Consider the following 19,212-nt stretch of genomic DNA (forward strand, 5'->3'; position numbering starts at 1 on the left):
TCACTCTCATTGCGAGGGCCGTTCGCCCGGTCGCTGCGGCGCGGGCGTCGCGGGCACGCTCACCCGCGCGGGCTCGTCGATGATCAGTTCCTCGGTGGTCGGATCGATCGGGATGGGAATGGGGTCGATCGGCGGCGCTTCTTCGGCGGGCTTGCCCGGCGCCGCGCCGATTTCCGACAAGGGCTCGGCGGGTTCGGTCGCAAGCGACGCATCGACAGGCACGTCCTCGCGCCCGCTCACCAGCGCGGTTCCCAGCAACACGAGGAGAAACACGCCTGCCAGCCCGGTCACACCGGCCCGGATGCGCCGCAGAGGAAAGCGATCCATGACGCCCGTGCTACGACCCCCCCGCGCCCGATGCAACGCGCGATGACATTTTTAAGGCTTGCCAGCGCTCCGCCCGCGTCTAGACGCTCGCGGTCATGAAAACGCCCGCCATCCTCCTCATCGCCGCGACCCTCTGGGCCTGTTCCGACACTCCCGAAAGCCCGGACATCGTCGAGGTCGAGGAACCCGCCGGCACCACCGACCCCGCCTGGGCGGGGCCGCAGGCACCCATCACCGGCGAAGGCGAGCTCGAGCTTCTTCAAACCAACGCCTACGCCTGCGAGGACGGCACCACCCTCTCGATCGACTGGCTGACGCGGGACGGCGATGAAGGCCGCGAAACGCAGGCCCGCGCTACCCCCGCCGGCGGCAGCGCCACCATGCTCGCGCGCGAGGATCGCTTCGGCCCGCTCGTCGGCAACGGCAACGAACTCGTCGGCGCGCCCGAGGCCGACCGGATCGAGTTGGACGGCCAGCGTTGCGAGAAGCAGGACTGATCCGGCTCCCCATCGGCGTTCCAAGGGCTTTTCACCGCGCGTCCGCGCCCGTAAGAGGCGCGCCATGACCGAGATCACGCCCGACATCGTCGCCGAACACGGCCTTTCCAAGGCCGAATATCAGACCATCCTCGACAGCCTCGGGCGCGCGCCCAACCTCGTCGAGCTCGGCATCTTTTCGGTCATGTGGTCCGAGCATTGCTCCTACAAATCCTCCAAGCTCCACCTGAAGAAGCTTCCGACCGAAGCCGAATGGGTCATCCAAGGCCCGGGGGAGAATGCCGGCGTCATCGCTATCGGCGACGGGGACGCGGCGATCTTCAAAATGGAGAGCCACAACCACCCCAGCTACATCGAGCCCTACCAGGGCGCGGCGACGGGCGTCGGCGGCATCCTGCGCGACGTCTTCACCATGGGCGCCCGCCCCGTCGCCAACATGAATGCGCTGCGCTTTGGCGACCCGCTCCACCCCAAGATGCGCCACCTCATCTCGGGCGTCGTCGCGGGCATCGGCGGCTACGGCAATTGCGTCGGCGTGCCGACCGTGGGCGGCGAGACCAATTTCGACCCCGCCTACAATGGCAACATCCTCGTCAACGCCATGACCGTCGGCGTCGCGAAGGCCGACAAGATTTTCTATTCGGCCGCCACCGGCATCGGAAACCCCATCGTCTATGTCGGCTCCAAGACCGGTCGCGACGGCATCCACGGCGCCACCATGGCCTCGGCCGACTTCGATGAAGGCATCGAGGAAAAGCGCCCCACCGTGCAGGTCGGCGACCCCTTCACCGAAAAGCTGCTGATCGAGGCCTGCCTCGAACTGATGGCCACCGACGCCATCGTCGCCATCCAGGACATGGGCGCCGCGGGCCTCACCAGCTCCAGCGTGGAAATGGCCACCAACGGCGAGACCGGCCTCCATCTCATCATGGACAAGGTGCCACAGCGCGAAGAGGGCATGACCCCGTACGAGATGATGCTGAGCGAAAGCCAGGAGCGCATGCTCATGGTGCTGAAGCCCGGCAAGGAAGAGATGGCCAAGGCGATCTTCGAGAAATGGGAGCTAGACTTCTCGGTCATCGGCGAAGTGACCGACACGCAGCGCATGGTCCTCGAATTCGAAGGCGAGACCGTCTGCGACATTCCGCTTGGCCCGCTTGCCGACAAGGCCCCCGAATATGACCGCCCTCACTTGGGCCAGGACGACTATCGCGACTGGGCCAAGATCGAGCCGCTGGGCGAGGTTCCCGAAGTCACCGATCTCGCGGGCGACCTCATCAAGCTCATGGCCTCCCCCCAGCTCGCCAGCCGCCGCTGGATTTGGGAGCAATATGACAGCCAGGTCGGCGCCGACACGGTCGCGGGCTCTGGCGGCGACGCGGCGCTCGTGCGTGTCCACGGCAGCGACAAGTCGCTCGCGATCACCACCGACTGCACGCCGCGCTATTGCTATGCCGATCCCGTCACGGGCGGGAAACAGGCGATCGCCGAGGCCTATCGCAATCTCAGCGCCGTCGGCGCGACCCCGCTCGCGGTCACCAACTGCCTCAACTTCGGCAACCCCGAGCGTCCCGAGATCATGGCGCAGTTCGTCGGCTGCTTGGACGGCATGGGCGAAGCCTGCCGCGCGCTCGATTTCCCGATCGTCTCGGGCAACGTCAGCCTCTACAACGAGTCGAAGGCGACGGGCGGCGGCAGCGCGATCCTCCCCACCCCCGCCATCGGCGGCGTCGGCGTGATCGACGATTGGAACAAGGCCGCGAGCATCGCGCTCGAACCCGGCCACGACCTCATTCTCGTCGGCGACGTCACCTACCCCAAGCAACTCGGCCAGTCGCTCTGGCTCAAGCTCCTCCATGAACGCAGCGAAGGCCTCCCCCCGCGCGTGGATCTCGAAGCGGAAAAGGCCAATGCCGAATTCATCCGCGAGTTGATCCACGCCGGCCTCGCCAAGGCCGTCCACGACGTTTCCGACGGCGGCCCCCTCGTGGCGCTCGCCGAAATGGCGCTTGCCGGAAACTGCGGCGTGACGCTCGGCTGGGAAACCGGCGACCCCGAATTCTGGTTCGGCGAACATCAGGCCTGCTACCTCGTCGCGGGCGACTTCGCCGCCATCGCCGAGGTCGGCGCCCGTCTCGGCATCGACCTCACACCGCTGGGCACCACCGGGGGCGACGCGCTCCACCTGTTCGGCGATGCCATCGGGCTCGACGAACTGCGCAAGGCCAACGAAGCCTTCCTCCCCGCTCTCATGCAGAGCGAACTCTAGATCGTCGCCCCGGCGCAGGCCGGGGCCCATGCCTTCGCGACCGTGCCGTCGTAAGACATTATGGATCCCGGCCTTCGCTGGGATGACGAAAGAAGCTAAGGCTTCATCCATGAAACCCGTCCCCTCGCAGCCTTACACCGACCTCCCCTCGCTCACCGACGCCGAGCGCGTCGAACGCGCCCGCGCCTTCCACGACCGGATCAAGACGCGCCGCTCGTGCCGCATGTTCGCCGACGCTCCCGTCCCGCGCGCGGTGATCGAGACAGCCATCGCCGCCGCCGGCACCGCCCCCAACGGGGCCAACCACCAGCCCTGGCATTTCGCCATCGTCGAAAGCCCCGCGATCAAGGCGAAGATCCGCGCCGCCGCCGAGGAAGAAGAGCGCGCCTTCTACGCGGGCAAGGCGGGCGAGGAATGGCTGGGCGCCCTCGCCCCCATCGGCACCGATGCCGACAAGCCCTTCCTCGAAACCGCGCCCTATCTGATCATCGTCTTCGCCCAGCGCAAAGGCGGGCCGACGGCGGGCGACAAGCGCCAGAACTATTACGTCATCGAAAGCGTCGGGATCGCCTGCGGGCTCCTGCTCGCCACGCTGCACGAGGCGGGTCTCGCCACCCTCACCCACACGCCCTCGCCGATGGGCTTCCTGCGCGATATCTGTGGTCGCCCCGCCGATGAAAAACCCGTCATGATCATCGTCGCGGGCCTTCCCGCCGCCGATGCCACCGTTCCCCTTCACGCCGCCATGAAGAAGCCGCTCGAGGAGATCATGTCGATCCTCTGACCCGTCGTTGGTCGAACCTCCTGTCCCGCCTTCGGTCGCTCGTCGAACGAGGACTGGTCAGCGCGCGCGCACCCTGTCACATGGTCCGTATCGCCTCCCCCATGCTCGGAAATACTTCCTCTTCCATGATCCCCGCCCCCGCCCGTATCGACAGGCTCGACATCATCCGCGGCATCGCGGTGATGGGAATCCTGTCGGTCAATATCGCGGCGCTGGGGATGATGTGGCACGCCTATTACAACCCTGTCCTGCTGGGCTTCGAAGGCTGGGCCGACAAGGCAAGCTGGGCCGTCAATTACTGGCTGGTCGAGGGTCGCTTCCGCGCCTTGTTCGCGATCCTCTTCGGCGCCTCGCTGATGATCATTTCCGACCGTGCCCGCGCACGCGGGCAGCGACCTTGGCGCGCCCATCTGCCACGGCTCGCGATCCTGTTCGCGATCGGGGTCCTGCATTTCACCTTCTTCTGGTGGGGCGACGTCCTCACGCTGCTGGCCTTCACCGGCCTGTTCGCCTTCGGGTTCGCGCGCCACGGGCAGCGCGTGCTGCTGAGCTGGGCGATCATCTTCCTGGTGCTGAGCATCCTGCTCGACGTGGCCGGAGCGGTCATCCTCGTGAAGCTCGCGCAGGCGGGCACCGAATTGCCGGCGTTGCAATCCGCGCCCATCGAGGCCGCCAAGGCCGCCGCCTTCAGCGCGCATTTCGCCGACCATGGCACTTACGCAGGCTGGGCCTCGGGCCTCCTCCTCCACGTCCTCCCGTTCCAGCTCGTCGGCATCCTTCCCGAGTTCATGGGCTTCATGCTGCTCGGCATGGTGCTGCTGCGTTCGGGTTTCCTGTCCGGCGACGTAGCGCGCGCCTCCTACCGCCGCTGGGCGATCTGGGGCGCGGGGCTGACGCTGGGCATTGCCGCGCTGGCCACGCTCGCGGTCGCGCTCCGCGACTTCGACCCGCTGCTGCTCGCGGTCCTTCGCAACACCCTGTTCAGCCTGCTGCGTCCCGCCACCGTCATCGGGCTCATCGCGCTCATCGTCCTGACGATCGATCCCGCCTCTCGCATGGGCGTCCGCCTTGCCGCCACGGGGCGCATGGCGATGACCAACTACCTGCTGCCCACCCTGCTCACCGCGCCCTTCTTCTATGGCTATGGCCTGGGGCTCCACAACCAGCTCTCGCGCGCCGAATTGTGGCTGTTCTTCGTCCCCGCGCTCTGGGCGATCATGCTCGTCTTCTCGCCCGCCTGGCTGGCCCGCTACCGCTACGGACCGCTCGAGTGGATCTGGCGCTCGCTGAGCCGGGGCCAACCCCAGCCCGTCCGCCGCGCGCTGGTCGCGGCCTGAGGCAGGCGGAGCATGGCCACTACCACCCGCGCCCGCATCGCCAGTCTCGACATCATCCGCGGGGTCGCGGTCATGGGCATCCTGCTCATGAACATCTACGCTTTCGCACTGCCGACGCCCGCTTATGCCAATCCCTCTTCCTACGGCGGCGACAGCGGGCTCGACCTCTTGCTGTGGGGGATCGAATTCGTCTTCATCGACAGCAAGATGCGCGGCCTGTTCTCGCTGCTGTTCGGCGCCTCGACCCTGCTCGTCATCGAGCGCGCCCGCGCGCGCGAGGATCGTCCCGCGCTTCGCCATTATGCGCGCATGCTCTGGCTGCTCGCCTTCGGGCTCGTCCATTTCTGGTTTATCTGGTGGGGCGACATCCTCGCGCTCTACGCACAGTGCGGGCTGCTCCTCTACCTGTGGCGCAATTCGAGCGTGAAGGTGCTGCGCAACTGGGCGATCGGCCTCATCGGCGTCAGCACCATCCTCTTCAACATGAACGCGCTCTACTTCACCTCGGTCCAGAACGGCATGATCGAGATGAGCGCGTCCGAGCGCGCCAGCTTCGACACCAATGTCGCCGCCATTACCTCCTATTTCGGCGACAATGACGCCGCCGAAGCAAAGGACATCGCGCGCTATCGGGATGGCACCTACGCCTCCATCGTCGACAGCCGCTTCGTCGATGAACGCTTCAAACCTTTCACCAACGCGCTCGGCCTCCTGCCCGAAACGCTCGGCATCATGCTCATCGGGATGGCGCTTTTCCGATCGGGCCTATTGACCGGCGAATGGTCATCGGAGCGCACGCGTCGCTGGGCGCGCAACGCCTTCCTGATCGCCACCCCCCCGCTCATCGCACTGGCCGCATGGCAGGTCGCATCGGGCTTTGCGGCCATGCCCGTCTTCTGGGCCGCGGTCGCCGCCTCGGTGCCCTTCGATATCCTGATGGCGGTCGGCTGGGCCGCGCTCGTGACCCTGTGGGCGCAGCATCGTCCGGACGGGTCGCTTCAGCGCCGGGTCGCCGCCACGGGCCGCATGGCCTTCACCAACTATCTCACCACCTCGATCGTGATGACGACGCTCTTCTACGGCTATGGCGGCGCGCTCTATGCCTCGCTGGGTCGCGCCACGCTCCTCTTGTTCGTCGTCGCGATGTGGGGGCTGATGTTGCTCTGGTCCAAACCCTGGCTGGAACGCTTCCACTACGGCCCGTTCGAATGGCTGTGGCGCACCCTCAGCCGCTTCCGCCTCCAGCCCTTCGTGCGGACGGCGGCCTAGCCGGAGGCGCGGCCGAAACTGTTGTTCTGAACCCCGCGCGTGCCGAAGCCGGTCGGGCGCTCGCGCTTCATCAACGGGCTGACCGCCTCGTCGAACGCTTCCAGCGTCACGCGGAACAGCTCCTTCAGCTTCACGACATCGGGCACCAGCTCGTCGGGAAAGCGTCCCTGCTCCACACAGTCGCGCGCCGCAAATTCGATCCGCTCGGCCACCGCCGCCAGCGGCTCGGCGCCGAACTGGCGCGATTCGCCCTTGAGCGTGTGCGCGGGAATGATCAGCGCGGCGGTATTCTTCGCATGGAAGGCCGCCTCGATCTTCTGCAGCGAGGTCACCCCGTCCTCGCGGAAATAGCCGAGAATCTTCACGAACTGCGGCCCCAACTGGGATCGCGTCTCCTCGAAGTATTTCCAGTCAACGATGTTGGCCGTGTCGTCCAACGCAAAACTCCCCTTCGCGTCCCGCCGTGCACCGCGGGTCGCCGATCGATGAGGATCGTAGGCAAAGAGGGTAAAGACTTGGTTTAAGGTCGGCCCTTCGACCCGTACGGGTTTTTGGGCGCTCGCGTGATGAGCCGAATGGGGATCGCCCCGAGATGGAGGTCGCGCCGCAGCGCGTTCACCAGATAGCGCGTATAGCTCGTCGGCAGCTTGTCCACGCGTGTCCCGAACAGGACGAAGGTGGGCGGGCGGGTCTTGGCCTGCGTGATATAGCGCAGCTTGATCCGCACTCCCTTGGCTGCGGGCGGCGCATGCGCTTCCAGCGCGTCGTCGAACCAGCGGTTCAAGAGCCCCGTCGGCACGCGTGTCGACCAGCGTTCCCGAAGGTCGAAGGCGGCCTCCATCAACTGGTCGATCCCCTTGCCCGTCATCGCGCTGACCGCGACGAGCGGCACGCCCTTCACCTGCGCCAATCCTTCGTCGAGCGCCTCGCGGATGCCGTTGTAGAGCCGCGCGGGATTGTCAGCGACGTCCCATTTGTTGAGGCCGATCAGGAGCGCGCGGCCTTCCTGGAGCACCTGGTCGGCGATCCGTAGATCCTGCGCCTCCAGCCCCCGCGTCGCATCGAGCAGCAGGCATACGACTTCGGCGCGATCGATCGACTTCTTGGTATCCGCCGCCGACAGCCGCTCGAGCTTCTCATCGACCTTGGCGCGCTTGCGCAGGCCCGCCGTGTCGACCAGCGTGACTTCTTTGCCCTGCCATTCCCAGTCGAGATGGATCGAATCGCGCGTGATCCCCGCCTCGGGGCCCGTGATCATCCGCTCCTCGCCGAGCATCCGGTTGACGAGCGTCGATTTGCCCGCGTTGGGCCTGCCGACGATCGCCAGCTTGAGCGGCCCCAGATCGAGCACCTCGCCCTCGCGATATTCCTCCTCGGGATCGACCGGCACATCGATCGCGACCGCCCCATCGTCCGCGTCCGCGTGCTCGCCCTCGCCCTCGATCTCCTCCGGGCCGTCCTTCTCCAGATGCTCGCGCAGCCCGTCGAACAGATCGACGATTCCCTCGCCATGTTCGGCGGACAGAGCGAACGGATCGCCGAGCCCCAGCTCATAGGCTTCGAGACGCCCCGCCTCGCCCGCGCGGCCTTCGGATTTGTTGGCAGCCACGATGATCGGCGTGTCGGCGCTTCTGAGCCATTGCGCGATCTCGCGATCGAGGGGCGTCAGCCCTGCGCGTCCGTCGATCATGAAGACCGCGACGTCGGCCTCGCGCACGGCCGCCTGCGTCTGCTGGCGCATCCGCCCCGGCAGCGTCGCGGCGTCGTCGGTCTCGAAGCCCGCCGTGTCGATCAGCCGGAAGTCCATGCCGAGCAGCGTCGCATCGGCCTCGCGCCGGTCGCGCGTCACGCCGGGCTGGTCGTCGACCAGCGCCAGCCGCTGACCGACCAGTCGGTTGAACAGGGTGGACTTGCCCACATTGGGGCGACCGATCAGCGCGACGACAGGCAGTTTCATGGGGCCAGCCTCTGGGCGCTCCGCCGTTCGCGGTCAAGCGCGCCGGAGCCTAGCGATGCGCGGTCAGCACCCCGTTGTCGTCGAGCAGGTAGAGCGTCGAGCCCGCGACCACGGGCTGCAGCGAGAAGGGCCGCCCCAGGTCGCGCTGCGACCGGATCGAACCATCGCTGGGATCGACCTCGATCAACATGCCTTCCGAGCTCGTCAGGATCAGCCGCCCGCCCGCGAGCACCGGTCCCGAATAGAATATCGGCCCGCGCTTCTTCTCGACATTGCGATAGCGCGGCAGCGAATTGATCCAGCGAACGCCGCCATTGTTGCGCGCAATGCTCAGCAACTGGCCCGCTTCGGTCACCACGAAGACCCATTCGCCCGCCACATAGGGCGTCGCCGTCCCGGCGAGGCTGAGTTCCCACAGGCGCTGGCCGCGCAGCAGGTCGAGCGCGACCATGCGACCGCCCTGCCCGATCGCGATCACCTGGTTGCCGTCGATCACCGGGTCCGCGTCGATGTCGGTGAGCGTCGCGACGCTGCGCGAGATGGAAGTGCGCGAAAGGGCATCGCCCCACACCGGGTTGCCGTTCTCGTAGCGATAGGCGTTGAGTTCCCCGCTCGAGAAGCCCGCGACCACCGTGCCGCGCCCCGCCGCCGGCGCGGCATTGCCGAACACGCCCGCGATTTCCAGCGAAGCGGAGGTCGACCAGCGGGTCGATCCGTCGGAGATGTTGAGCGCGTAGAGCTGGTTGTCCTGGCTCGTGACGTAAAGGTTGGTGCCATCGAAGGTCGGCGCACCGCGCAGCGTCCCGGCCGGCTGCACCCGCCAGACGACCCCGCCGTTCGCCGGATCGAGCGCGACCACGTCGCCCACCCCGTTGGTCGCGTAGACGCGTCCGTTTCCGTAGGCGACGCCGCCGCCATAGAGAGCGTCGCGATTGGCATTCTCGCCCGCGCTGTTGGTGCGCCACTGCACCGCGCCCGAGGTCGCATCCATCGCGCTGACCACGCCCGCCGTGTCGATCACGAACAGGCGGCCGTCGGCGACCACGGGGGTCGCGGTCAGCCGTGCGGTGCTCGAGCCCCCGCGCCCGATCGAGCGCGACCAGGCCTGTCCGAGGCTGTCGCCGAGCGCCAGATGGCCCATCGACTTGGCGGCATTGCCACCCGACTGCTCCCAGTTCGCATTGGCCCGCGCGGCGGGCAGCGCCATCGGCAGCGCGGCGGTCGTCGGGTCGATCCCGATATCGACTTCGGCGCCCAGCACCGACTGGCGCTCGCCGATCACCGGGGTTTCATCGCTCGGGCGCGAGCCGAGAATCGAACAGCCGCCGAGCAGCGCCGCCGCGATCAGCGGAAAGGTCAAACGGGAGATTTTCGTCATGGTCATTCCTGTGCTTCGATGTCGGCCAGCGCCGCGCTCGCATCGACCCCGTAGGTGCCGGCGATCTGCACCGCCCTCGAGCGGAGCGTACGCGGGGCATCGCGGTCCTCGGCAATCGCCTTGAACAGCTGCGCGCCTTCATCGTCCTGTCCCTGTTTGAGAAGCGCCAAAGCGGTCAGTTCGGCCGCGCTGGCGAAATAGGGTTCGCCCGGCTGCGCCAGGCCCTGCAGCCGCGCCACCACCACATCGGGCTCGACCTGGTCGAAATCGAGATACGTCCAACGAATGAGCGCCGCACCGCGATAGGGTTCGGGCATCGCCTCGTCCTGCGCCAGCGCCTTGTAGATTTCGATCGCCGCCCCGCGATCGCCTTCCTGCAGCGCATAGGCCGCCTCGATCATCCGCGCCGAGGCCGCCGCCGCACCGTCCGAATCCGCCGCGACAGCCTGCAGCCGCTCGCGGACATTCTCGGGATTTTCCTCCTGGCTGACGTCGGCGATGATGCCCGCCAGTTCCTCGGTGTCCGCCTCGGCCTGTTTCTGCTGGCGATCCTGCCAGTAGAGCCAGCCGCCGATCGCGCCCAGGAACAGGACCAGCGCGACGCCGATCCAGATGCCGTATTTCTTGCCGAAATCGCTCGCTTGCTGGCGACGATATTCCTCGTCGACCTCGCGTTCGAACTGCGCACTGTCTTGCGGGGGAAGCGCCACGGAAAATCCTCGAAATATCGAGCGGTCGGGGCCGCTTGCAGCCACCCTCATCCCCGCTCCAAAATGAACGTGCGCTGGCTTAGCGATGTCCAAAGCGAAAGGCAAAGGGCGTTCGACGGTGCGCCCCTCGCCCTACTTCTTGGGCCGGTACGTCTGCTTGTCGGTCGGGAAGCTGCGTGCCTTCACTTCGCCCGCATAGGTCTCGACCGCGCTCGAAATCTGCGCCGCCAGGTCGTGATACACTTTCACGAAGCGCGGCGTGCGCTCGAACAACCCGAGCATATCCTCGGTCACCAGTACCTGCCCGTCGCAATTCTTCGACGCCCCAATCCCGATCACCGGCACGGCCAGCGCCTCGGTCAGCGCATCGGCGATCGGCTCCATCACGCCTTCCGCCACCACCGCAAAGGCCCCCGCATCCGCCACCGCGCGCCCATCGGCGAGGATCTTTTCCTCCTCCGCATCGTCGCGCCCGCGTGCCCGGTAGCCACCGAGCATGTTCACCGCCTGCGGGGTCAGCCCGACGTGCCCCATCACCGGAATGCCGCGCCGGGTGAGATAGCGGATCGTCTCCGCCATCGCCTCGCCGCCCTCCAGCTTCACCGCCGCGCAGCCCGTTTCCTTCATGATCCGCGACGCGCTCTCGAAGGCCTTTTCCGGCGATGCCTCGTAGCTGCCGAACGGCATATCCACGATGATCATCGCATGCCACGAGCCGCGCACCACCGCCGCCCCATGCGCGCACATCATGTCGAGGCTGACGGGGATCGTGCTATCGAGGCCGTAGATCACCTGCCCGAGGCTGTCGCCGACGAGCAGCATATCGCAATGCGCGTCGAGCAGCTGCGCCATCCGCATCGTGTAGGCGGTCAGCATCACCAGCGGCTCGTCGACCTTCCCGTCCTGCTTGCGCGCCATGACGGCAGGCGCGGTCATCCGCTTGCCGGGTTTGGGGGACGGGGTGGCGCGCGAGGTATCGCTGTCGAGCGTGATCTTGGACATGTCCTGCGCATAGCGCCCCCGCCCCGCCGCGGCTAGCAGGGCCGCGCAAATCCCCGATTGCACCCCAGAATGTCGGCGTTACTCTCGCTGCATGTCCGAACAAGACGACATCCCCGGCGTCATCGCGCCCCCGCCGCTCCTCTTCGGCGTGCCGCTCGTGGCCGGCATCCTTTTCCACCGTCTCGTCGGCGGTTTCGACATCCCGCTGTCGCTCCTCTCCTGGCCGGTACGCGCCTGGGGCGGCGCCGTCATCGTCATCGCGGGCGCGGCGCTGATCGTCACCGCCGGCATCGCCTTCCGCCGCGCCGTTACCCCGCCCGAACCGTGGAAGGCCACGCGCGCCCTCACCTTCACGGGCCCCTACCGCCTCACCCGCAATCCGATGTATGTCGGCATGACGCTCATCTATTTCGGGATCGCGTTCATCGCGGGCTGCATCGTCATCGCCGCGATGCTCCCGATCATCCTCGTCATCGTCGATCGCTTCGTCGTGCGGCGCGAGGAAGCCTATCTCTTCGCCCGCTTCGGCGCGCCCTACCGCGACTATCTCGCCCGCTCGCGCCGCTGGCTCTAGACCAAAAGGAACCGAAACCATGCTCGCAGCGATCCTTCTCATGGCCGCGTCGCCCCAGCTCGTGATCGAACGGATCGAATGGGTCGGTGCCCAACCGCACACGAATCTCTTCGTCGAGATGCTTCCCGACATCGACCCGACCGACGCCGACGACCTGTCCGACGAGCGCAACCACCAGGCGCTCGCCCATGTCGGTCGCTCGGACGTCATCGCCTCTCGGTCGACCTTTCACGAGCGCCGCGCCTGCCGGACCGACGACCGCCTTACCCAGGCCGATCTCGTCGGACGCGCTGCCGCGACGCGCCTCGTCATCATCAACGAGGCCCATGTCGCGCCGTGGCACCGCGCCACCACCGCCGCCCTGCTCGAACCTCTCAAGGCCGCGGGGTACACCCATTTCGCGGCAGAAACCTTCGCGCGCAGGGGAACCGACGGTCCCGATCCGATCGTGCGCCATGAAAGCGAACCCCATGTCCGCCGTACCGACGGCACCTATTTCGAGCCCCATTTCGGTCATCTCGTCGAGACCGCAAAGCGCCTCGACTACCGGCTTGTTGCCTATGAGGAGCATGGCGCGGCACGCGACGAGGCGACGCCCTACGAGCGCGTTGCCGCCCGCGAAACCGCACAGGCGCGCGACCTTGCCGCCGTCCTTGCCGCCGATCCGTCCGCAAAAATGCTCGTCCACGTCGGCCATGGTCACGTCGCCGAGGATGCCTCGGAATGGGACGAGGGCGTGACGATGGACTGGATGGCCCGCCGCCTCGCCGCCGCCACCGGCATCGACCCGCTGACCATCAGCCAGACCGACTGCACGGGCGATGCCGGCGCCGCGCCGCGTATCCTCGTCGTGCCCGACGATGTACGCCCTTTCGTGGGAACCGACCTTGCCATCGAAACCGCTCCGCCCGCCGATTTCCGCGTCCGGCGCGACGATGCGGTCGAGTTTTGCCTCCCGGCAAGCTGGCGCGCTCCGACGGGCTGGACGCTCGTCGAGGTACTGCGCGCAGGCGACCCCGATGTCGCGATCCCCGTCGATTGGCTCGCGGTCCACGCAAGCGAGGACGCGGCGTCGTGGCCGAAGCTCTCGGCCCCGCCCGGCCGCTACCGCATCCGGCTGCGCCCGCTCGGCGGGGCCTCCGCTCGCTCTAGCGACTGAGGGAACTCGCTGCGCCCTTCTCCCATTATGGCCCCATGAAACAGCTTCTCTTGATTTCCGCCGCCGCGCTCGCCCTTTCCGCCTGCGCTTCCGACAGCCAGCCCGCGCTCATCGTCCCCGCTTCGGTCGCGGGGACGCAATATGAGGCCGAATGGCGCGAACTCGCCGCGCAGGAGCAGGATCTCATCGACCGTGCCGAGAATGCGCGCGAAGAGGTCGAGGATGCCGAGGACGATCTGCGCGACGCCCGCCGCCGCCTTGAGCAGGCACGCGATGAGCTCTCGCAGGCGCGCGCCGCCTACGCCGCCTACGAAAATGCTCCGCCGCCCGTCGGCAGTCCCGAGGATATCGCCGCCGAGCAGCGTCGCCGCGCCGATGCCGCCGAAGAGGTGACCGAGGCGCAGGAAGCGCTTTCCGATCGCAGCCGCCGCGTCGATCGCGCGGAACGCGACTTATCGGAGGCTAGAGACGAGGCCCGCGAGGCCGAGCGCCGTCTCGCCGACGTCCGCAGCCGCCGCGAAAGCCTCGAACGCGCTTACTGATCGCGCGGCGACCCGCGTCGGGGTCTAGCCGACCTCGACGCCCTTCCAGAACGCGATGCGGTCCTTGATCTCTTTGGCCTCGTCCTTGGGGTCCTTGTATGTCCAGGCCGCGTCGGCGTTCGTCACGCCATCGGCCTTGATCGAATAATAGCTCGCCTCGCCCTTCCAAGGGCAATGGCTTGTCGTGTCTGACGGAACCAGCCGGTCCATCTTCACGTCCCCGCGCGGGAAATAATGATTGTCCTCGACGACCACCGTGTCGTCACTGTCGGCGATAACGTCGCCATTCCATTTTGCTTGTACCATCGTGCATCTCCTTCGGCCCTTTCAACGGAGGGCCGTAGAGACGCGTTCCGGCCTAGCCGTCGATCCCGGTCATCTTTTCATAGCCCGTGCTGTCGTAACCGATGAGGATTTCGTCCCCGTCGGTCACCACCGGGCGCTTGATCATCGTCGGGTGCGCGTTCATCAGCATGATCGCCTTGTCGCCGTCCAAGTCCTTCTTGAGCGGGTCGGGCAATTCGCGGAAGGTCGTGCCGCGCTTGTTCAACAGCGGCTCCCAACCCTTCTCCAGCACCCACATCTCGAGCGTATCCTTGTCGATCCCCGATTTCTTGAGGTCGTGGAACACGTAAGGGATCTGCCGCTTCTCGAACCATTGCCGGGTCTTCTTGACCGTGTCGCAATTGGGAATGCCGTATAGCGTAATCTGCTCAGCCACGATTGATACCTCCACTCTCGGGCGCCCATATGTGCGCGCACCGCCGCGCCATCAACCTTTTTCGGTCCGCCATTTGCTGCGAGGCGTTCATATTGCGAGCATGGACCTTTCGGTCCGCTTGTATCGTTCGTTTTTTTCCGCAATCACGGCACGCTCATGGCTGAAGACGACAAACCCAGAGGGCTCAAATCCTCCAATCAGGCGATGCAGCCCTTCGACCGGCGCGCGAGTGAGAAGCGTCGTGACAATTTCGAGGGCTCGAGCGGCCTGCTGTTCGAACAGGCAATGGCGCAGACCCGCATGGCTGTCTGCCTTACCGACCCGCACCTCGAAGACGATCCGATTGTCTTCTGCAACGAGGCCTTCGAAAATCTCACGGGTTATTCCCGCGACGAGGTCGTCGGCCGCAACTGCCGTTTTCTCCAGGGACCCGACACCGACGAAAACCAGGTCGCGCGTATTCGCAAAGCCCTCGCCAACGAGGATGTCGCGGTCGTCGAGCTTCTGAACTACCGCAAGGACGGCACCAGTTTCTGGAACACGCTCCACCTGGGGCCGATCTACGATGACGACGGCAAGCTCCGCTATTTCTTCGGCAGCCAGTGGGACGTCACCGACATCCATCAGGCCAGAGCGCAGGAGCGCCATGCCAAGGCTATCGCCCGCGAAGTCTCGCACCGGTTGAAGAACGTCTTCTCGGTCATCGGCGGCATCGTCAACGTTACCGGCCGCGCGATGGACGCGCGCCCCGTCGCTCGCAAGATCAACGAACGCGTCCAGGCGCTGGGGCGCTCCTACGAGCCGACCTTCGACGATGCGGTCCTCGGCAATATCGATATCGGCCAGGCGATCCGCTCGGTGCTGGCACCATACGATTCCGGCGGGCGCATCACCTACGACGGCCCTGACAGTCGCGCCGAACCTAATGTCGTGTCGGTGATCGGCCTGTCGCTCCACGAACTCGCCACCAACGCGACCAAATATGGCGCGCTCTCGACCGAAGACGGTCATGTCGACGTGCAATGGTCCTACCGCCGCGGCGAGGAGGGGCTCAAGGCGCTGACGATCAACTGGATCGAGCATGGCGGCCCTGAAGTCTCCGAGCCCGACGAGAATGACGGGACGGGGATCGACATCCTGCGAAACCTGCTCCAGTTCACGCGCGGCGAACTCAAGCTGGACTGGAAATCCGAAGGCCTCCACGCCTGCATCGACTTCCCCTTCGAATAAAGGCGTTTTGTTTCGTGAAAACCTATCTCATCCTCGAAGACGAGCCATTCATCGCGATGGATCTCAAATATGCGTTCGAGGATGAAGGTCTCGCCGCCGCGACCGCGCTCAATATCGAGGAAGCTTTCGACCTGCTCGAGAAGGAAACCTTCGTCGGCGCCGTTCTCGACGTCAATCTCGGCAAGGGCCAGACGTGCGAGCCGATCGCCGACGAGCTCAAGCGCCGCGGCATTCCCTTCATTCTCCATACGGGCGATCTCGACCGCGTCGGCGAATTCCTCCGCCGCTTCGACGCGCCCGTGATCGCCAAGCCCACCCCGGCGGACGAAGTGGTCGGACGCATCGGCAGCCTCGCCGCCTGAAATCAGTCGCCGTCGGGCATCGCCCGAAAGGCCCGGTCCACCAGCCATTCCGCCGCAAGCCCGATACCGATACCGATCACGACATCGCTCGGAAAATGCGCCTTGCGCGGCACTTGCACCACCGCGGCCAGCCCCGCCGCTCCATAAGCGAGCGGAGCCAGCCCCGGGGCCTCCCGTACGATCGCGCGCGCCACGGCAACCGCTCCGGCGCTGTGCCCGGAAGGCAGCGAACGGTCCTCGCCGTCCTCGCTCGTCCCTTCCTCGACCTCATGCTCGCCGTCCTCGGCCACCTTCTGGGGGCGCGGACGGTCGATCCGGTCCTTGATCAGCGTCTTCACGTACGTCGCCAGCGCGTGCGCGGCCAGCATCCGCGCTCCCGCCCGCGCGACCTTTGGGTCGGGCCCGATCAGTCCGACACCCAGCGTCACCAGCGAGGCCGTCACCATCGGCGGCTGGTCGGCCAGTTCGCTCAACGGTCCCAGCACCCGCACCGGCAGGCTGTCCTCGTACGGCTGTGCCGCCTTCACGATCGCCAGATCGATCTTTCCGATCGGTCCCTCGGCCTCGTAGGCCTCGTCGAGATTACGCTTTTCGTCGCTCATGCGGGTCTCAACGCACGGCGCGACGAAAAAAAGCGTCTCCCGCCGTTCGTCGAAACAATTCTTCACCTAACCGTGTTATTCGCCTATTACAGTGCCGATGCGCCGATCGTTCCTCTCCTGCGTCAGCCTACTGTTGGCATCCTGCACGCTGACCGCCGCCCCCGACGCGCCGGCCGGCGATGGCCCGGCGACGATTGCGTCGAGCGTCGTCGCAACCCGGTCGCACGACGGCACCGTGCGCGTGACGCCTGCGGGCGCGCTGACGTCCGACACCCAGTTCCAGGCCGGATCGATCGCCAAATGGGTCTGCTCGGTCGCGGTCCTACGGCTCGTCGACCGGAATAAGCTCGCGCTGTCGGACCGCATCGTCGACCTGCTGCCCGGCTTCGAGGGCCCCCGCGACGTGCGGGTGCGGGATCTGCTCGCCAATCGTGCGGGTCTTTCGGACGGGCTTACCGCCGCATTGGAAGCCGACGGACCCGCCGCCGTCATCGCGCTCGACCTCGACGCCGCAAGTGCCGCCAACCGCTTCGCCGCAGGCCCTGCCGCCGCCCCGCGCGACACCCGTTTCTCCTACGATCTCGTCAACTGGATCCTCGTCCAGGCCATTCTCGAACGCGAGGCCGGCGAACCCCTCGACCGCCTCATGCAGACCGAACTGCTCGGCAAGAGCGCTGCCGACCTCTCGGCGACCCGCTTCTCCAGCGGGATGCCCGCTCTCGCCGATGCCCCCGCCATCGAGGGAAACGTCACCATCCCCGCATGGCTGGGCTGCGCGGGCGGCATGGTGACCACCCCTGCCGACCTCGTCCGCCTGATGGACTGGGTCGCGACCGCCGCGCTCGGCCCGGAGAGCCGCGCCACGCTCGTCCGCAACACCTCGCCGGAGGAGCAGTACGCGCTAGGAGGCCGCGTCCGCACGCGCGCGGGTTCGCCGTCGCTGTTTTGGCTCTCGGGCAGCAACGGCGCCTTCAAGTCGCGCGCCGCCTACGATCCCGTCAGCCGCCGCGGTTTTGCCGCCATGACCGCTTCAGACGATTACGGCCCGCTGGAAGCCGCGATGGAAGACTGGGCCGACACGCTTCAGGACTGAACTTCCTCGGGCGCGTTCTCGCGCCGCCACACGACCCACCAGATCATCGCCGCGGCGATCGCGCCGCCGACGAGGTTCGCCGTCAGTTCGGCGATATATACCCCGTTCGCATTCGCCTGCAGCAACCAGGCCACCGGCACCATCACTACGAGCACGCGCACGAGGCTCTGCACCAGCGCATTCCCGGCGAAATCGAGCGCGTTCAGCGCCCCGTTCGCGACGATCAGCACGCCATAGCCCGCATAGCCCCACGCCGCGATGGAGAGGTAGGCGCTCACCGCATCGATGACCGCTGGATCCTCGCTGAAGAAGCCACCCAGCGTCTCGCGGAAGGCCACCAGCACCGCGCCGATGCCCAGCCCGTAGACCACGCAGAATCCTGCCGACCACAGCAACGCCTCGCGCACGCGCGGCAGCTTCCCCGCGCCCCAATTCTGCCCGACGATCGCGCCGATCGATGCCGACAGCCCGAGGAGCGGCACCACCGCGAAACTCTGCAACCGCCCGCCCGTGCCGAACCCCGCCACCGCCGCTTCGCCCGCGCCCGCCGCGAGAAAGGCCGTCAGCACCGACAGTCCGATGGGGTTGATCGAGTTGGAAAAGGCCGCCGGTCCCGCCACCCGCGCCAGGGCTTTCGTCCCGCCCCGCCAGTCGCACTGCTCGAGCGTCTTTGGCTGGAACGGCAGGTCGCTGCGCTGGAGGAAAAAGAAGCCCGCAAGCGCCCCCGCTATCCACCCGCCGATGGTCGCATAGGCCGCCCCCGCCACGCCGAAGCCCTCGAAGCCGAAGGCGCCGGTGATCAGGATGGGATCGAGCAGCCAGTTGGCCGCCGCGTAGAAGAGGAGCACCGAGCTAGCCCGCTTCGCCAACCCCTGCCCGCGCAGGCAGCCGTTGGCGCTCATGTTGACGAGCAGCAGCGGAAACCCCAGCGCGAACGGCCCCATATAGGCGGTGATCAGCGGCAGCAGATCTTCCTCGGCCTGCATCAGCCGGAACAGCGGTACCTGCAGCAGGTAGAGCAGCAATCCGATCGCGATGCCGAACCCGCCCGCGACCACCACACCCATGTTGCCACGGCGTCGCGCCTTTTCTTCATCGCCCTCGCCAAGCGCCCGGCTGGTAACGCTCGAAATTCCCGCGATCACCCCCACGCCCAGCGACGACAGCGCCACCGTGATCGGGAAGATGAAGCTCACCGCCGCCAGCTCCTTGGCGCCCAGTTGCCCGATGAAATAGGCATCGATCAGCCCCACGCTCATCAGCGCGGCCCCGCCGATCATCATCGGCAGCGTCTGGCTCACCAGATGTCCGGGGATCGATCCGGTGACGAGCTTGGCTTGGCGTTTTTGAGGAGCGTCGGCGTCGGCCATGCCCCGCCGCTACCGACCCGACACCGCGC

At 66.7% G+C, this 19,212-nt stretch carries 21 protein-coding genes; 11 read left to right on the forward strand and 10 right to left on the reverse strand.

All coding sequences use genetic code 11. From position 1 onward, the window contains the following. Positions 1 to 6 precede the first annotated feature (6 nt). Positions 7 to 327, reverse strand: a complete 321-nt coding sequence (locus tag WJS89_RS05050; RefSeq protein ID WP_346339828.1) for a hypothetical protein — start codon at positions 325 to 327, stop codon at positions 7 to 9. Between the two features lie 95 nt (positions 328 to 422). Between WJS89_RS05050 and WJS89_RS05055 the strand changes: the two genes are divergently transcribed. The 5 genes from WJS89_RS05055 to WJS89_RS05075 all read left to right on the forward strand — a co-directional run bounded on the left by WJS89_RS05055 (position 423) and on the right by WJS89_RS05075 (position 6,483). Beyond that, complete coding sequence (locus WJS89_RS05055) at positions 423 to 824, forward strand: hypothetical protein (protein WP_346339829.1); 402 nt, start codon at positions 423 to 425, stop codon at positions 822 to 824. Between the two features lie 64 nt (positions 825 to 888). Next, complete coding sequence (gene purL, locus WJS89_RS05060; protein WP_346339830.1) at positions 889 to 3,093, forward strand: phosphoribosylformylglycinamidine synthase subunit PurL; 2,205 nt, start codon at positions 889 to 891, stop codon at positions 3,091 to 3,093. A 109-nt stretch (positions 3,094 to 3,202) separates the two neighbouring features. Beyond that, on the forward strand, positions 3,203 to 3,877 hold the full coding sequence (locus WJS89_RS05065) for a nitroreductase family protein (RefSeq protein WP_346339831.1): 675 nt from the start codon (positions 3,203 to 3,205) through the stop codon (positions 3,875 to 3,877). A gap of 125 nt (positions 3,878 to 4,002) precedes the next feature. Continuing rightward, a complete protein-coding gene (locus WJS89_RS05070) occupies positions 4,003 to 5,214 on the forward strand; it encodes a DUF418 domain-containing protein (protein WP_346339832.1) in 1,212 nt (403 codons plus the stop codon). 12 nt (positions 5,215 to 5,226) lie between these two features. Further along, the gene (locus WJS89_RS05075) at positions 5,227 to 6,483 is read left to right on the forward strand and encodes a DUF418 domain-containing protein (protein WP_346339833.1); all 1,257 of its coding nucleotides are present in this window, start codon (positions 5,227 to 5,229) and stop codon (positions 6,481 to 6,483) included. Here the strand turns inward: WJS89_RS05075 and WJS89_RS05080 are convergent. From WJS89_RS05080 to panB, 5 genes are all read right to left on the reverse strand, one after another. After that, positions 6,480 to 6,920 carry an Hpt domain-containing protein gene (locus WJS89_RS05080; protein ID WP_346339834.1) on the reverse strand — a complete coding sequence of 147 codons (441 nt, stop codon included), beginning with the start codon at positions 6,918 to 6,920 and terminating at the stop codon, positions 6,480 to 6,482. The two genes, WJS89_RS05075 and WJS89_RS05080, sit on opposite strands and share 4 nt — an antisense overlap. Before the next feature lie 83 nt (positions 6,921 to 7,003). Then, entirely contained in the window at positions 7,004 to 8,440 is a 1,437-nt protein-coding gene (gene der / locus WJS89_RS05085) for a ribosome biogenesis GTPase Der (protein WP_346339835.1), read from the reverse strand. 49 nt (positions 8,441 to 8,489) lie between these two features. Continuing rightward, positions 8,490 to 9,818 carry an outer membrane protein assembly factor BamB family protein gene (locus WJS89_RS05090; protein WP_346339836.1) on the reverse strand — a complete coding sequence of 443 codons (1,329 nt, stop codon included), beginning with the start codon at positions 9,816 to 9,818 and terminating at the stop codon, positions 8,490 to 8,492. Between the two features lie 2 nt (positions 9,819 to 9,820). After that, the gene (locus tag WJS89_RS05095) at positions 9,821 to 10,528 is read right to left on the reverse strand and encodes a tetratricopeptide repeat protein (RefSeq protein ID WP_346339837.1); all 708 of its coding nucleotides are present in this window, start codon (positions 10,526 to 10,528) and stop codon (positions 9,821 to 9,823) included. Between the two features lie 132 nt (positions 10,529 to 10,660). Then, positions 10,661 to 11,530 (reverse strand): 3-methyl-2-oxobutanoate hydroxymethyltransferase, encoded by an 870-nt coding sequence (gene panB, locus WJS89_RS05100; protein WP_346339838.1) that lies wholly within the window; start codon positions 11,528 to 11,530, stop codon positions 10,661 to 10,663. A 91-nt stretch (positions 11,531 to 11,621) separates the two neighbouring features. Between panB and WJS89_RS05105 the strand changes: the two genes are divergently transcribed. The 3 genes from WJS89_RS05105 to WJS89_RS05115 are packed head-to-tail and all read left to right on the forward strand — an operon-like array spanning position 11,622 to position 13,805. Continuing rightward, positions 11,622 to 12,104 carry a methyltransferase family protein gene (locus WJS89_RS05105; RefSeq protein WP_346339839.1) on the forward strand — a complete coding sequence of 161 codons (483 nt, stop codon included), beginning with the start codon at positions 11,622 to 11,624 and terminating at the stop codon, positions 12,102 to 12,104. 19 nt (positions 12,105 to 12,123) lie between these two features. Continuing rightward, positions 12,124 to 13,263, forward strand: coding sequence for a hypothetical protein (locus tag WJS89_RS05110; RefSeq protein ID WP_346339840.1), 1,140 nt, complete (start codon positions 12,124 to 12,126; stop codon positions 13,261 to 13,263). Between the two features lie 35 nt (positions 13,264 to 13,298). Continuing rightward, positions 13,299 to 13,805, forward strand: a complete 507-nt coding sequence (locus WJS89_RS05115) for a hypothetical protein (RefSeq protein WP_346339841.1) — start codon at positions 13,299 to 13,301, stop codon at positions 13,803 to 13,805. 24 nt (positions 13,806 to 13,829) lie between these two features. Here WJS89_RS05115 and WJS89_RS05120 read toward each other — a convergent pair whose 3' ends face one another. Beyond that, positions 13,830 to 14,111: a DUF427 domain-containing protein gene (locus WJS89_RS05120; protein WP_346339842.1), complete on the reverse strand. Its 282-nt coding sequence runs from the start codon at positions 14,109 to 14,111 to the stop codon at positions 13,830 to 13,832. A gap of 52 nt (positions 14,112 to 14,163) precedes the next feature. Further along, on the reverse strand, positions 14,164 to 14,526 hold the full coding sequence (locus tag WJS89_RS05125; RefSeq protein WP_346339843.1) for an arsenate reductase: 363 nt from the start codon (positions 14,524 to 14,526) through the stop codon (positions 14,164 to 14,166). A 156-nt stretch (positions 14,527 to 14,682) separates the two neighbouring features. Here WJS89_RS05125 and WJS89_RS05130 point away from each other — a divergent pair, with 156 nt between their 5' ends. Then, positions 14,683 to 15,756, forward strand: a complete 1,074-nt coding sequence (locus WJS89_RS05130; RefSeq protein ID WP_346339844.1) for a PAS domain-containing protein — start codon at positions 14,683 to 14,685, stop codon at positions 15,754 to 15,756. Between the two features lie 14 nt (positions 15,757 to 15,770). Continuing rightward, on the forward strand, positions 15,771 to 16,118 hold the full coding sequence (locus tag WJS89_RS05135; RefSeq protein ID WP_346339845.1) for a response regulator: 348 nt from the start codon (positions 15,771 to 15,773) through the stop codon (positions 16,116 to 16,118). A 2-nt stretch (positions 16,119 to 16,120) separates the two neighbouring features. Here WJS89_RS05135 and WJS89_RS05140 read toward each other — a convergent pair whose 3' ends face one another. Continuing rightward, positions 16,121 to 16,720 carry a phosphatase PAP2 family protein gene (locus tag WJS89_RS05140; protein WP_346339846.1) on the reverse strand — a complete coding sequence of 200 codons (600 nt, stop codon included), beginning with the start codon at positions 16,718 to 16,720 and terminating at the stop codon, positions 16,121 to 16,123. Between the two features lie 97 nt (positions 16,721 to 16,817). Here WJS89_RS05140 and WJS89_RS05145 point away from each other — a divergent pair, with 97 nt between their 5' ends. Beyond that, positions 16,818 to 17,813, forward strand: coding sequence for a serine hydrolase domain-containing protein (locus tag WJS89_RS05145; RefSeq protein ID WP_346339847.1), 996 nt, complete (start codon positions 16,818 to 16,820; stop codon positions 17,811 to 17,813). Here WJS89_RS05145 and WJS89_RS05150 read toward each other — a convergent pair. Beyond that, entirely contained in the window at positions 17,804 to 19,183 is a 1,380-nt protein-coding gene (locus tag WJS89_RS05150; protein WP_346339848.1) for an MATE family efflux transporter, read from the reverse strand. The genes WJS89_RS05145 and WJS89_RS05150 overlap by 10 nt on opposite strands. Positions 19,184 to 19,212 lie beyond the last annotated feature (29 nt).

This window comes from Sphingomicrobium aquimarinum (assembly GCF_039655735.1).
Classification (GTDB): domain Bacteria; phylum Pseudomonadota; class Alphaproteobacteria; order Sphingomonadales; family Sphingomonadaceae; genus Sphingomicrobium; species Sphingomicrobium aquimarinum.

What these genes read in the sequence shown, in the direction of transcription:
- WJS89_RS05075 (WP_346339833.1), top strand. Translation starts at nt 5,227, where the DNA reads ATGGCCACTACCACCCGCGCCCGCATCGCCAGTCTCGACATCATCCGC.
- WJS89_RS05105 (WP_346339839.1), top strand. Translation starts at nt 11,622, where the DNA reads ATGTCCGAACAAGACGACATCCCCGGCGTCATCGCGCCCCCGCCGCTC.
- WJS89_RS05070 (WP_346339832.1), top strand. Translation starts at nt 4,003, where the DNA reads ATGATCCCCGCCCCCGCCCGTATCGACAGGCTCGACATCATCCGCGGC.
- der (WP_346339835.1), bottom strand. Translation starts at nt 8,440, where the DNA reads ATGAAACTGCCTGTCGTCGCGCTGATCGGTCGCCCCAATGTGGGCAAG.
- WJS89_RS05110 (WP_346339840.1), top strand. Translation starts at nt 12,124, where the DNA reads ATGCTCGCAGCGATCCTTCTCATGGCCGCGTCGCCCCAGCTCGTGATC.
- WJS89_RS05145 (WP_346339847.1), top strand. Translation starts at nt 16,818, where the DNA reads ATGCGCCGATCGTTCCTCTCCTGCGTCAGCCTACTGTTGGCATCCTGC.
- WJS89_RS05130 (WP_346339844.1), top strand. Translation starts at nt 14,683, where the DNA reads ATGGCTGAAGACGACAAACCCAGAGGGCTCAAATCCTCCAATCAGGCG.
- WJS89_RS05150 (WP_346339848.1), bottom strand. Translation starts at nt 19,183, where the DNA reads ATGGCCGACGCCGACGCTCCTCAAAAACGCCAAGCCAAGCTCGTCACC.
- WJS89_RS05090 (WP_346339836.1), bottom strand. Translation starts at nt 9,818, where the DNA reads ATGACGAAAATCTCCCGTTTGACCTTTCCGCTGATCGCGGCGGCGCTG.
- panB (WP_346339838.1), bottom strand. Translation starts at nt 11,530, where the DNA reads ATGTCCAAGATCACGCTCGACAGCGATACCTCGCGCGCCACCCCGTCC.
- purL (WP_346339830.1), top strand. Translation starts at nt 889, where the DNA reads ATGACCGAGATCACGCCCGACATCGTCGCCGAACACGGCCTTTCCAAG.
- WJS89_RS05115 (WP_346339841.1), top strand. Translation starts at nt 13,299, where the DNA reads ATGAAACAGCTTCTCTTGATTTCCGCCGCCGCGCTCGCCCTTTCCGCC.
- WJS89_RS05120 (WP_346339842.1), bottom strand. Translation starts at nt 14,111, where the DNA reads ATGGTACAAGCAAAATGGAATGGCGACGTTATCGCCGACAGTGACGAC.
- WJS89_RS05140 (WP_346339846.1), bottom strand. Translation starts at nt 16,720, where the DNA reads ATGAGCGACGAAAAGCGTAATCTCGACGAGGCCTACGAGGCCGAGGGA.
- WJS89_RS05065 (WP_346339831.1), top strand. Translation starts at nt 3,203, where the DNA reads ATGAAACCCGTCCCCTCGCAGCCTTACACCGACCTCCCCTCGCTCACC.
- WJS89_RS05050 (WP_346339828.1), bottom strand. Translation starts at nt 327, where the DNA reads ATGGATCGCTTTCCTCTGCGGCGCATCCGGGCCGGTGTGACCGGGCTG.
- WJS89_RS05055 (WP_346339829.1), top strand. Translation starts at nt 423, where the DNA reads ATGAAAACGCCCGCCATCCTCCTCATCGCCGCGACCCTCTGGGCCTGT.